Raw genomic sequence first — 12,860 nt, 5'->3', positions numbered from 1 at the left:
AATGAAAAATGCCCGGTGGGAGCAATCCCGCCCGGGCATTTATGTGGTTGTGAAAGGAGTTCATGCGACGAGCTTCATGGCCTCCTCGAATGCCTTTTGCTTTAGGATGGCCCCCACGCCGAACCAGGCGGCATCACGTCGATGATCGTCGCTGCGAGCACGACGCTGGTGGTCCACAAACTCAGTGATGCTGTTGAGTAAGCCCCATGCAGTGCCAGCTGCGGATGCCATGTCGGCTCCTTTGCCACGACCGGCGAACAGCTCGTGCACCGCCTTGACAGCACGCTCGTTGGTGGCCAGTACGGGCGTTCCGGTTCCGGTTCCGCTTCCGGTTGTCGGATAGGTCAAGACGCGACGGAAGAAGGCGTCCACAGCGCAATCGTTGACCTTGCATTCGGAAAGGGCTTTCATTCGAGCCATAAAGCCGTCCCAGGAAGAGATGGCGATACCGAGCTGGCGTTTCACGGCCTGCGCGTTGAACTGGCTGCGGTGAGGCACCTTGACGGCTCCCTGACCGTCGCCCAAGGCAATCGCTAGCGTGTTATTGCAGACCACACGGACAGAAGTGAATTGTGCGGTCGTCGCCAATGTGCCGTCGCATGAGGTCGAGAGCAGCAGATAGCCGTAGACACGATCACGACCCTTCAGCGTTGAGCTCTGACCGGTCTTGGCAAGCGCCCATAGCTTCTTGCCCTCTTTCAGGACTCCAGCGGTTTCCAGTTCGAAGCCTCCGATTTCGGTCAGGTCGCGATAGAACTCGAGAATCTCAGCGGGTTGCACAACGTTGTAGCGAGCAGACACTACGGACAGCGGTACCCTTGTGTCCGAGCGGTAAAGGACTTTTTGCTCGGGAAATGCGTGAATTGAACCGAGGGCCGATCCGACGGCGCCGGAGACAAATCGTACTTCGGCTTCCTCGATGCGCCAGTTCATACCGGCCTGCCTTGCCCAGACCTCAAGCGGTTGATTGGCGGCAAGCTGATTGCCCAAGCCGTGCCAGGGTGTTTGGTTGACATAGGCCATCGATTGAACGAGATGCATGGCTTGCTCCTTGATAGATATACGGATTGAGAAAACAGACAGCAAAAATGCCTACAGCCCCGAAGGGCTGTAGGCATGGCTTGTCTAGCGAGGAGTAGCAGGGCGCGAACTTCAGGGGCGCTTGCCAAAGGTATGGCCGCACTCCTGACACTCATGGTTGTCGAGTACGAAGGTATCGATCTGCTCGCCTACGGCGGAACCTGCGGCGCAGCCGGCCGCGCCACCAATCAGCGCGCCCATAAGCGCTCCGGCCAGGCCGCCAACGATTGCGCCAACAGGCCCGGCGACCATGCCAAGCGTTGCACCGGCCTCAGCACCGCCGAGCGATGCGGCGGCGCTACTTGCGGCACCTGCAGTAGCACCTACTACAGTGCCCGTCTTGCGGGCGTAGTCGCGGGTGGTGATGCGTGTGGAGTCACAGCGGGGGCAGCAAAGGGAAGTGGTCATATCAGCCTCATCAGGATTCAGGCAGCAGCGTGCTGTCCGAGCACACCGGAAGGGTGTGTCGATGTGGTGATATATGAGCGAATATTTTTTGAATTCGATTATCGATACCTATTAGCGATTCCGCTGTGCCAGGCGAGAGGCGTCGACAAAATGACCAAAGGATGCACCAGCGATATTCCGTATTGATGTATTAGCGAATAATCCGGATTGTGGTGTTTCTGATGAAATGTATTAATGGGGTTTTGCGAGTACATCCAATTTCAGGTTTCTTGGGAACGAATGAGCTGAGTTCGCATGATCGGTTTCGCACACATGTTTGTGTCAACGTTTTGTGCCGCAGCGAAGCATGTTGCCGGAGACAAGACTTAGCCCATTGGAAACTATGCATGACGTATTCAGCACGCACGGCGTCACTCAGACGCCACTGTGATCGTGACGGCGCCCGCTCAGACTGGTAAGATTCGCCAGTCCGGCAGCCCCCCTGGGGACCTTCACCAGTGCGACGATTGTGATCCGATATCCTCAAGACCTTAAGCCCATCTTCTCGGGCCACGAAACTTTTCCTCTCCGGCAACTATGGCTTCGCAAGGCCTATGATCAAGTTGCTCTTCATGGCATCTCGGCTCCTAAGACTGTCTTCTCGGCCGATGATGCGATAGAGCGGTTCGGTGTCGGCAAGAACATGGTTGCGGCGATCCGACATTGGGGCCTAGCCTGTGGCGTCATTACGGAGGCAAGCGCAGGCGAGTATTCCCCCGGATCAATTGGGCGCTTTCTATTTGGTGAAGAGGGCGCAGATCCATTTTTGGAGCGGCCCGGATCCCTTTGGCTTGTACACTGGCTACTAGCGGGTAGGGCACCCCGCTCGGCAACGTGGTTTTGGGTTTTTAATTTCATCCAAAATCACATCTTCACAGCTTCCCATGTGGCGGAGTCAATTCTCGCATACGCGCAGGATGCCGGTCTAAGGCTATCACCGACTACGATACGTAGAGACGTCGATGTTTGCCTGCGATGCTACTCCACTCCTAGCGAGAGAAATATAACTGAAGACTTGGCTGAGCCGCTCCTCGTTGAGCTGGGGATCCTTTCACAAGGCGAAGGGAATACGTTTCAATTTCACCGCGGCGCGCAATACTCTTTGCCGGACGAGATTTTTGTGTATGCGATTTTAGATTTTTGGGCCCGGTGGCGCAAAAATAGTGGGACGTCGCAAGCCACGCTGTCGTTTAACGCTATTGCGCATGAATATGGATCTCCGGGCAGGGTATTTAAGCTCGATGAGGATTCAGTGGCTGATCGGCTTTCCAAAATTGAAGACATTACCCGCGGAGCACTTAAGTGGACGGATACCGCGGGTGTTCGGCAAGTGGCCCTGTCGAACGATGAGCTATTGGAAGAAGAAAACATACTCGGAATTTTGGTGCGTGCATATGCCTGAATCTCTATCAGACCTGATTTCAGTTAATCGCCAGTTCCTTAGGTCCGTGAGATTGGACTCGGACCTCGGTCGCGCGGATGCGATCCAAGGCTACGTCCTTCAACCGTCTGCAAAGAACGTGCTGGACACAATGGCAAAGCACATTCTTCACACGCAGCAGCGCGCGTTTACGTGGACAGGGCCCTATGGCGGCGGCAAATCTTCATTAGCCTTAACTGTAGCTTCATTGGCGGCTGGGGATCCGAAGTTGCGACGAGTTGCGAAAGATGCTCTCGGACTTGACCAGGGTAGTGCCCTAGGCAAGATATTTGCGACGCGGAATCCCTGGGTTGTACTGCCGTTGGTAGGCAAAAGGGCCTCCATAGTGGATGAGATTGGACGCGAAATTGATTCCAAACTGCCAACTCGCGGGCCCAAGCCTAAGAATCAGGGGGAGCGGGACGTTATCGCAGAACTGCAGCGTGCGGCAGAAAATAGAACTGACATTGGCGGCGTTCTCCTAATAATCGACGAGCTCGGAAAATTTCTTGAACATACATCGAGTGCTGGGGGCGACGTAGGCTTCTTTCAGGATCTGGCTGAGGCGGCAAGCCGCACAAAGGGAAACTTAGTAGTTGTCGGGATCCTGCATCAGTCTTTCGAACAGTATGCTCAACGTCTTGGAAAGACTGCTCGCGATGACTGGGCGAAGGTCCAGGGGCGATTTGTCGATATTCCGTTGGTTGCTGGTAATGATGAAGTTGTCTCACTGATCGGCCGCGCGTTGGATGTTCGCGTCAAACATCCTAGCTCCGCTCAGATTGCGGATCGCATAGGTAAGGTAATCCAAAAGAGAAGACCTAGCACTTCCAGTGACATAGGTGTTCTCTTGGACAAATGTTGGCCATTGCACCCGGTCACTGCGGCGTTGCTGGGCCCCGCATCTCGAAGGCGCTTTGGGCAGAATGAACGTAGCGTCTTCGGATTCCTTGGGTCCGCGGAAAATCTTGGTTTCCTCGACGTGCTAGGAGGAATGAAGGGCGCCGTAAACAGCTACTATTGGCCAGCGCAATTCTGGGATTATTTGCGCTCGAATTTTGAAGCGGCAATTCTGTCGTCGCCGGATGGGCACCGCTGGGCAGCTGGCGCAGAGGCTGTAGACCGAGCTGAAGCACGATTTTCGAGTCTGCATCTCTCTCTGGTGAAGACAATCAGTCTGATCGAGTTGCTTCGGAATGGCTCTGGTCTTGCGGCGGAGGACCGACTGCTTGAGTGCTCTGTGGAGGCAAGCTCCTCTGCTGTGCGTTCTGCATTGTCCGAGTTGGCGAGTGCATCCATTCTAATTTATCGGAAGCATTTGGATGCATGGGGAATCTATGCAGGAAGCGACTTCGATATCGATGGTGCTATTCGCGAGGCGCGCTCAAGACTTGGCGAGAGGCCCTTGAATGAATTGCTGGGCGAGCTGGTTTCACTTGCCCCGGTCACTGCACGTAGGCACTACTGGGCAACTGGAGCTATGCGTTGGTTCTCGCGCAGGATCCTTCGTCACGGGGAAGCACGGCAGTATATTAAGGAGTTCTCACCGGCGCCGAATCAATGCGGAGAATTCCTCCTCGTATTGCCGGCTAGGGACGATGACGACTCCGCCAGGAAGCGTCATGCGCGCCAGTTTTCCAAAGCAGCAGAAGGTAGCGGAATGCTTATAGGCACTCCGTCGAACGGCGAGCGAATTGAAGAGTTGATTCAGGAGCTAGAAGCAATAGAGCATGTGAAGTCCCACCGTAGAGAGTTGCACGGTGACAGCGTTGCTGTGCGCGAAATTAGCGCTCGTATCGCAAGCCTTCGAGGGGCATTGAGTGAGGAGATAAGGGACGCTTTTAACGCTGCATCCTGGTATCTCGATGGAGCACTGTGCAAGCGCGACGCCGCTGAAGGTCTACCGAAGCTAGCGTCGGATCTTGCGGACCAGACCTTTACGTCCGCACCGCATATCTTTAGCGAACTCGTGAACCGCGATGCGCTGTCTAGTAGTGCAGCCAAAGCGCAAAGAGAGTTATTGCACTCAATGCTGTCGAAGGTGGATCAGCCATTGCTCGGGTACGACTCGTTTTCTGCAGACGCTGGTCTGTACCACACTGTTCTCAGAAGCTCCGGTGTTCATCGTGCCGTAGATGGCCGGTGGCAATTCGCATCACCTAGCGGAACGCCAAGGAGTGCATCTGTTCAGCCGTTATGGAAACGCCTAAATGATGTCGTCTTCCGGGGCAAGCAGGATTCCGTAAATCTGCAGGAGATCTATGAGGATCTCTCGCAGCCGCCGTACGGGGTAAAGAAAGGCGTTATGCCAATTTTTGCCTTGGCATTTTTTCTAGCCAACCGGAGCCGGCTTGCCCTTTACATCGATGGCGTTTTCACACCAGAGGTGGTCGATGCGCATGTTGATGAATGGTTACAGGATCCGACGCGAATAGACTGGCGAATTGTAAGGATTGAGGCTAACGAAAAGGAGATGCTGCGATTGCTGGCAACAGCCCTCGCTCGAAAGCTTGGAAAGCCTGTCGCTGACGATGTGTTGGATACCGCAAGAGCGTTAGTCGCGCTTGTCTACCAATTGCCTCACTGGACGAGGCGTACAAACTCTCTTTCAAAGGACGCCCTCGAAGTTCGCAAATTGCTCCTCCATGCGTCGGACCCGCATAAAGTGATATTTGCAGATCTGCCCTTGATTTTGAAGACGGCAGCCGCTGCACCCATTGCAGAGAAGGTCGCTACAACGGTCGAGGAACTTCTCGACGCGTATCCTATACGCCTCCGGGCCGTCGAGGAGCGGTTGCTGAGTGCGCTAGATCATGAGGGTGAACTTGGCACGTTAAATGGTCGGGCACGAACCGTAGCTGGAGTTGGGGCAGATCTAAAGCTCGATGCTTTTGCCATTCGCCTTGAACAATTCAACGGACAGCTCCCCGATGTCGAAGGGCTGCTAATGCTAGCAATCGGACGCCCTGCAAGGGATTGGTCAGACCACGATATTGATGCAGGAGAAATCCAGCTATTGTCCTGGGCGATGGAATTCCGTCGCGTAGAGACGCTTGCCTTTGTGCGGAATCGGCCCGTATCGCGTCGCGCATTTGCAGTGATATTTGGCGGGAGCGGAACAGTATCAGGCACATTTGATGTAGCAGATGCTGATGTGGATCGCATTGAAAAGCTCAAAAGACATATTCTGACCGATGCCGCCAAGAGCGGAGTCAAAGCCCACGTCTACCTAGCGGCGCTGGCCGAAGCCGGAGCAGCGATTTACACAGATCTGGTGGAAGTAAAAGGAGAGAAAATTGGCTGAGCATCACGTGCTGGGCCTGTCTGGTGGAAAAGACAGTGCTGCCCTTGCGATATTCATGCGTCAACACTATCCCGAACTTCCAATCAAGTATTTTTTCACCGATACCGGAAAGGAGTTGCCGGAAGTATATGATTTTCTAGCTAAACTCGAGGGGTTTCTAGGCCGCCCAATCGAGAGATTGAATCCGCATCGAGATTTTGATTTCTGGTTGCGCGAATATGGAAATTTCTTGCCTAGTCCTCGAACGAGATGGTGTACGAAGCAGCTTAAATTATTGCCATTTAAAAATTGGATTCGCCCTTGGCTCGTGAGCGGAGATAAGGTATACAGTTATGTAGCCATTCGAGCCGATGAGGACCATCGAGAGGGTTTGGTCTCTCAGCACGATGGCCTCCAAGTAAAACTTCCGTTTCGTGAGCACGGAGTGGACAAGCAGGGGGTCTTCGATCTCCTGGATGCGTCTGGCGTGGGACTACCGAGGTACTATGATTGGCGGTCTCGCAGCGGCTGTACATTCTGCTTTTTTCAGCAAAAGATTGAATGGGTCAGGTTGAGGGAAGAGCATCCGAAAGCATTTGAAGATGCAAAGACATACGAAAAAGATGCACTGACGCACGGTTCTCCGTTTACCTGGAGCCAAGGGGAGTCATTGGAGCAACTCGAGAGGCCGGAGCGTGTTGCTCAAATTAAAGCCGATTTCGAGATCAGGAAAAGCCGCGAGATGACGAGGCGACGACTTAATCCGTTAAGGCCGTCGGCGGAGGAAATTCTTGATATTGACGATCTATATCTGGAAGATGAAGGCGGTGGTGCATGCCTTGTTTGTCATAAATGATGGGTGTGGGTGTAATTTAAAGTGAGCCAAGAAAAATGATTGATATCTCGAAGGCATTTTCCCAAACGAGCGAGCCGGTATCCGGTTTTTTTCAGCAGCCCGGGGCCGGTTACTACATTCCGCTCTATCAGCGCGAGTATAGTTGGGAGGCGGAAAATGTCGAGCAGCTTATGGAAGATGTCTTCAACGGCGTCAAGTCATTGGTTCATGATGACAAGGAAGCGAGGGATCGATCAATCCATTTCTTGGGCACTGTGATCCTGTTTCAGGAGTCGAGCCCGAAACAGAACATTCAACCACGCGATGATCGGGCACTTCCAACTCGTATTGACAACGTGATCGACGGGCAGCAACGCCTATCCACTATAGCCATCATTGCCTGTGTTCTCTTGCAGCATCTCGTCGCGCTAGGCAGAAAGCTACCGAAAGATGAGCGATTTGATGCGCTTCGGACAGAGGTGGACGCTAAGAGAGAGTTGCTCTTGGAATTGTTCTCCGTTGACATTAAGCGAGGCGCTCCAAGCAGAAAACCTATTATTCTACGAGGCTCCGTGGACGGTTGGACATTCGATGGTGCGGATGATCAAAATTACAGATCGGGCGTGGCATCTTATCTGGCGGAAAATATTCGTGCTTACGTTGAAGATAAAATTACGACCGTTTCGAGGCCAAGCGACAAGCGCGTGAATCGGAATGTTCGCGAGATAAAAAAATGGCTCGCTAAAGTCGAGCAAGTTGAGCCATCGGAAAATAACGACTATCCATCGGCGAAGTCCATTTTGGAAGCAATTCCAGAAGAGCTCTTGTGGTCATATCCGAGGCCTGAACTCATTGAATTGCTGAAAGACGATGGGGCTGTTGCTAATAATGACCGACGCGCACTAATTCCCCTGGTTCAACTGTTTGCTTTTCTTCATTACTTTACGGAGCGTTGCTGCTTTACTGTCATCAAGCCAGTTTCAGAGGAGTGGGCGTTCGATATGTTCCAGTCTCTGAATGCATCGGGCACACCTCTGACCGCTCTTGAGACGTTTAAGCCTCTTGTGGTAAACCATCTTGCCCAAGAAAATAAGATATTTAAGGATACGAAGTCAAACGAGTATTTCGGCTACGTGGATGAGTTAATTGGGGACACCGGGCCGACTGCGAAGAAGAATAAACTGACAGACGAATTTTTGACTGCCTTCGCATTGTCGTATGATGGCCACGCGCTATCGACACAGTTCAGCTTACAAAGACGATATCTGAATGATCGTTTCAATAAATGCACAACGCCCGCGGAGCGTGAAGAGTTCGTTCGTAGGATGGGCGATTTGGCCGTATATTGGCGCGACGTCCTCAGCTTTGAGCCCAACAACGATCTCGCAATTGCTGGACTTGAGAACTTAAATGCCGAGTTGAAGGCGAGATGTGGACTTGCGGTGCTATTTTTGTCCGAATCCGGTCATAAAATGGCAAACACCATTTTGAGTCGATTTTATTCTCGTGTAATTCGCGATAAGGACGATGCAGCGGCCATGGCTTTCGCCGAGGCTTGTCTGGCCGTAGCCGCGTTTTACGCGTTGTGGCGAGCGGCGCAATCCAATTCAGGACTGGACGATGTATATCGTAAGCTCATGCGACATGGCGAATTGTCGGAAGATGTTCCGGCTATGTCATGGGCTGAAGGAAACGACGCGCTTACCGTAGACAAATTGAAGGCCTATTTGAAATTTTCACTTGGCGAGCTTTTTGAACGTGACAAGTGGATGGCAAAGGCAAAGCTCAATTTACGATTCGATTTGGCGAAGCCGGTTTGTAAACTCGCGTTGTTCGTTAGTTCGCATGACACGATAGCAGATCCGGAAAATATAGGCTTGATGAAGGTCGCCGCTTCCGGTACGCGCGCTTATTTGGAGCCGTCGAAATGGGTTTCTGCCGACTTCAAGACTATCGAGCATATCGCCCCAGTCAAAGGGCAGGGACAATGGGATGAAGCTCTTTACGATAGCAGTGAGCCATACCACTCAGTTGGAAACTTGACTTTGCTGCCTGGAGATATCAACAGTTCCGCGGGCAATCAGACGTGGCAGGTGAAGTCCATCTATTTTCGCCATTTAGCGGAAACAGACTTGGGGCAACTAGCCGCACTGGAACACGAAGCGAAGAGCATTGGTGTGATGCTGCAGCCACACACGATCGATCTCCTGAAGAGTGCATCCTATAAGCACCATCTTGAATCGATCGTAAACGTGCCGGCAACACAGCCTTGGAACCTAGCACTGGTTCAACGGCGCGCCGAGCGCATTTGTTCGATCCTCTGGGAGCGCGCCAGCGCGTGGCTTAACTAGAAGACCGCGTAGTAACGCCCGAGCGCTAGGTTCGGGTTTCGACAAGCATGCACGGTTGTCAGTTGTTGGTACATGTGTTGGTACCAAATCCATCGGGTGGCTATTTCACCATTGATTTTAAAGGATTTTGTTTCCAATAGTGGTTGCTGCAGCCGCACCAATTTCCAGTAAAAAAGCCACGCGAAAGCGTGGCTTTTTTACTTCTTCCCTCGTGGATATCACCCCCCCACCGGCTTCCCATCCTTATGCCGCACCACCACCGTCGAAGACCTCGACGGCAGGTTCGCATCCGGCCAGTTCCCACCAGCCACCCCCGTCCCCGTCGGATGCTGGATATTCACAAAGAACGTCGTCAGATCCGGCGTGTAGGCCAGGCCGGTGATTTCGCACCCTTGCGGTCCGACCAGCAGGCGTCGCACTTCCTTCGTCACCTGGTCGACGTAGTGCATCGAGTTCGCGCCGAAGATGTTCGTGACGGATGTACCGGTGCCGGCGTCGGTTTGCACCCAGAGGCGGCCTTTCGGGTCCACGCGGATGCCGTCGGGGCTGCTGAAGGTGGCGCCAATCATGTTGCCCTTCAGGTTGGGGGCGGCGATCGAGGGGTCGCCGGCTAGCAGCAGGATTTCCCACTTGAACTTGGTGGCGAGCGGGGAGTCGCCGTCTTCGCGCCAGCGGATGATGTGGCCGTGCGAGTTGTTGTTGCGCGGGTTGGCTGCGTCGATTTGCACGCGGCTGCCGTTGTTGGTCAGCGTGCAGTAGATGGTCTTGTCGAGGCCCACCGTGATCCACTCGGGGCGATCCATCAGCGTGGCGCCTGCCACGCGGGCGGCGGCCTTGGTGTTGATCAGGACGTCTGACTGGGTGTTGAAGTCGACGTTGACCGGCACTACCACGCCCGGGGCGGCCTGGGTCCAGTTGCCCGGGTCCGAGGCGCCGGCGGTGAGGCCGTTCTTGCCCTGGGTCAGTTCGATCCAGTCGCCGGTGCCGTCGGCATTGAACTTGGCCGCGTAGAGCGTGCCGTTGTCGAGCAGGCTGGCGTTGTTCAGGCGATTGGTGGCGTCGAACGCGGCGCTCGGGATGAATTTGTAGATGCAGCCAGGCGTGCCGTCGTCGCCCATGTAGAACGCCACGCGATTGTCTGCGGTGGTCATGAACGCGGTGTTCTCGTGGTCGAAGCGGCCCATGGCGGTGCGCTTCACGGGCAGGCCGCTGATCTGCTGGAGCGGGTCGATCTCGACCACCCAGCCGTAGCCTTCGTCGGCGTGCGTCGGGTCGAGGTAGTTGTCGGTGGTTTCCTCGCACGTCAGGTACGTGCCCCACGGCGTATGGCCGCTGGAGCAGTTGTTGAGCGTGCCGATGACCACGGGGCCCACGGCGGCTGCGGCCGGGCCGGACACGCGGTAAGACGTGTTGCCGGAGTAGCGCTTGTTGTAGAGCGAGTTGCGCTTGACTTCCCACTTGCCGGCCACGAGTTCGATCTCGATGACGGACACGCCTACCGACGACAGCACGATGCGTTTCTGCTCGGGCGTGGCGGTGGCGGGGTCGTATGAGCCGGACATCAGGATGGCGGCATCCGGTGCTTCGTGGTTCATCACGAGCAGGCCGCCCTTTTGCGGATCGACGCCGGGGATTTCATAGAAGTGCATGCCGTCGTGATTGCCGCCGGCCTGCTGCTCCGTTTCCATCGACGTCTGGAACGCCCCCTTGTAGCCGGCTGCGCCCGGAGCGACCGGGTCGCCTGCCGAGAATATCGTGTAGGTCTCGTAGTTCTCGGCTACGGTCACCTTGTTGGCCGTGATCTTCGAGTCCAGGCCCTTGAAGTTGACGCTGTAGTCGAGCGGCTGCTGGCCGGGCGTCGGTGCAGGGGCCGGAGCCGGTGCAGGGGCGGGCGCCGGTGCGGCGGTGTTGTCGTCGTCGCCACCGCATGCGGCGAGGAGTGTGCCGCCGCCGAAGGCGGACAGCAGCGACATGCCGAGACTGCCGCGCAGTACGCGGCGACGGGCCGGGTTGGCGGCTACGAGTTCTTCGAGCGTCTGGCCCGGTACTGTCTTGTTGCCTTCTGCTTCGCGGCGCGGTGCGCGCAGCTTGTCGGTGATGTACGACATGATCGTTCCTCCAGTCTTTTGCGGGAAGGCGCGCGTTGCGTGACGCGCGCCGGTTCAGGGACAGCCGCAGATACTAGGGAAGCGATATGTCTTTTTCGTTACACAATGACTGCACAATCGGCGATCTTCGATCTGGCTTGGGAGGACTTCGGCATCCCCCTTCAATCTCCAGAATCCTCAACCGATAACTTCTAAGCGAACAAGTCCCGTAAGGGTGGCGGAGTTCGATGACAGTCCTGTGGCGTGTCGACAGGGCGGTGAGTTGTCCAGTCATCGACGCTTGTCTCGCGCATAATCGGTGCCACACCGTACTGACCCTTCCTGAAAAGGGCATCCCCGCGCCGGTGGCTGGCCACGCGGGGGACAAACAATCCGGCCGATTTTTTTTCTGTTGGGTACAACTGGAGAGGTCAATCTATGGAACGCAGGAAAGCAGGCCGGGGGCTTGCGCGCGTGGCAATGGCGGCGATCGTCGGAACAGTGGCCGCATGCGGTGGCGGTGGTGACGACGATGGCAATTCGGTGGTGCGCGTGTCGGAGGCAACAACGTTGTCACCTACGGCAACGTCGAGCGCGGTGACACCGGCGCGGTGGATTCCATCGCTGACCGATACGTGGCAACTGCAGTTGCAGGGCACGATCAATACGAGCTACAACGCGGCGGTGTTCGACATCGACCTGTTCGATACGCCGCAGGCCACCATCGATAACCTGAAGGCGCAGGGCAAGCGCGTGGTCTGCTACTTCTCGGCAGGCAGCAGCGAAAACTGGCGCCCGGATTTCTCGAAGTTCAAGGCCGCCGATATGGGTAATGCACTCGATGGCTGGGCGGGCGAACGTTGGCTCGACACGCGATCGGCCAACGTGCGTACGATCATGAAAGCGCGCATGGACCTCGCCAGGGCGAAGGGCTGCGATGGGGTCGATCCCGACAATGTCGACGGCTACACCAATAAGCCGGGCTTGCCGCTGACAGCAGCCACGCAGCTCGACTACAACCGCTTCCTGGCAACCGAAGCGCATGCGCGCGGACTGGCCGTGGGATTGAAGAACAGTGTGGACCAGTTGGGTGATCTGGCTTCGTCGTTCGATTTCGCGGTGAACGAGTCGTGCTTCAGGTACAACGAATGCGCGGGTTACTCGGCGTTCACCGTACAGGGCAAGCCTGTGTTCAACGTGGAGTATCAGACGAAGTGGAAGGACGCCACCACGCGCAAGACGCTATGCGCGAAGGCCAAGGCGTTGAACCTGCGGACGTTGGTGCTGCCGTTGGCGTTGAATGACAAGTATCGGTATAGCTGCGATTGAGGACTACAGCGCGCGATCCATGCGCTGT

Annotated in this window: 8 protein-coding genes; 5 read left to right on the top strand and 3 right to left on the bottom strand. The window is 55.4% G+C overall.

Annotated elements, in window-relative coordinates:
• Nucleotides 1-60: 60 nt before the first annotated feature.
• Nucleotides 61-1,041 (bottom strand): DUF932 domain-containing protein, encoded by a 981-nt coding sequence (locus ABDB81_RS14955; RefSeq protein WP_346811851.1) that lies wholly within the window; start codon nt 1,039-1,041, stop codon nt 61-63.
• A 111-nt stretch (nt 1,042-1,152) separates the two neighbouring features.
• Nucleotides 1,153-1,488: a hypothetical protein gene (locus tag ABDB81_RS14950; protein ID WP_346811849.1), complete on the bottom strand. Its 336-nt coding sequence runs from the start codon at nt 1,486-1,488 to the stop codon at nt 1,153-1,155.
• A gap of 508 nt (nt 1,489-1,996) precedes the next feature.
• On the opposite strand from ABDB81_RS14950, the gene ABDB81_RS14945 reads away from it, so the two are divergent.
• From ABDB81_RS14945 to ABDB81_RS14930, 4 genes are all read left to right on the top strand, one after another.
• Nucleotides 1,997-2,929, top strand: coding sequence for a DUF4007 family protein (locus ABDB81_RS14945; RefSeq protein WP_346811847.1), 933 nt, complete (start codon nt 1,997-1,999; stop codon nt 2,927-2,929).
• Nucleotides 2,930-3,059: 130 nt separating this feature from the next.
• Nucleotides 3,060-6,251 (top strand): ATP-binding protein, encoded by a 3,192-nt coding sequence (locus ABDB81_RS14940; RefSeq protein WP_346811845.1) that lies wholly within the window; start codon nt 3,060-3,062, stop codon nt 6,249-6,251.
• Nucleotides 6,244-7,086, top strand: coding sequence for a phosphoadenosine phosphosulfate reductase family protein (locus ABDB81_RS14935; RefSeq protein ID WP_346811843.1), 843 nt, complete (start codon nt 6,244-6,246; stop codon nt 7,084-7,086). The genes ABDB81_RS14940 and ABDB81_RS14935 overlap by 8 nt, the downstream gene beginning before the upstream one ends.
• A 35-nt stretch (nt 7,087-7,121) precedes the next feature.
• Nucleotides 7,122-9,416 carry a DUF262 domain-containing HNH endonuclease family protein gene (locus ABDB81_RS14930; protein WP_346811841.1) on the top strand — a complete coding sequence of 765 codons (2,295 nt, stop codon included), beginning with the start codon at nt 7,122-7,124 and terminating at the stop codon, nt 9,414-9,416.
• A 218-nt stretch (nt 9,417-9,634) separates the two neighbouring features.
• Here the strand turns inward: ABDB81_RS14930 and ABDB81_RS14925 are convergent, their stop codons facing one another.
• On the bottom strand, nt 9,635-11,524 hold the full coding sequence (locus ABDB81_RS14925) for a PhoX family phosphatase (RefSeq protein WP_137925324.1): 1,890 nt from the start codon (nt 11,522-11,524) through the stop codon (nt 9,635-9,637).
• A gap of 459 nt (nt 11,525-11,983) precedes the next feature.
• On the opposite strand from ABDB81_RS14925, the gene ABDB81_RS14920 reads away from it, so the two are divergent.
• A complete protein-coding gene (locus tag ABDB81_RS14920) occupies nt 11,984-12,832 on the top strand; it encodes an endo alpha-1,4 polygalactosaminidase (RefSeq protein WP_237380352.1) in 849 nt (282 codons plus the stop codon).
• Nucleotides 12,833-12,860 lie beyond the last annotated feature (28 nt).

The organism is Cupriavidus sp. DL-D2, assembly GCF_039710735.1.
Classification (GTDB): Bacteria; Pseudomonadota; Gammaproteobacteria; order Burkholderiales; family Burkholderiaceae; genus Cupriavidus.
This window is presented reverse-complemented; position numbering and strand designations above follow the sequence as displayed.

What these genes read in the sequence shown, in the direction of transcription:
- ABDB81_RS14955 (WP_346811851.1), bottom strand. Translation starts at nt 1,041, where the DNA reads ATGCATCTCGTTCAATCGATGGCCTATGTCAACCAAACACCCTGGCAC.
- ABDB81_RS14950 (WP_346811849.1), bottom strand. Translation starts at nt 1,488, where the DNA reads ATGACCACTTCCCTTTGCTGCCCCCGCTGTGACTCCACACGCATCACC.
- ABDB81_RS14940 (WP_346811845.1), top strand. Translation starts at nt 3,060, where the DNA reads ATGGCAAAGCACATTCTTCACACGCAGCAGCGCGCGTTTACGTGGACA.
- ABDB81_RS14930 (WP_346811841.1), top strand. Translation starts at nt 7,122, where the DNA reads ATGATTGATATCTCGAAGGCATTTTCCCAAACGAGCGAGCCGGTATCC.
- ABDB81_RS14925 (WP_137925324.1), bottom strand. Translation starts at nt 11,524, where the DNA reads ATGTCGTACATCACCGACAAGCTGCGCGCACCGCGCCGCGAAGCAGAA.
- ABDB81_RS14920 (WP_237380352.1), top strand. Translation starts at nt 11,984, where the DNA reads ATGGCGGCGATCGTCGGAACAGTGGCCGCATGCGGTGGCGGTGGTGAC.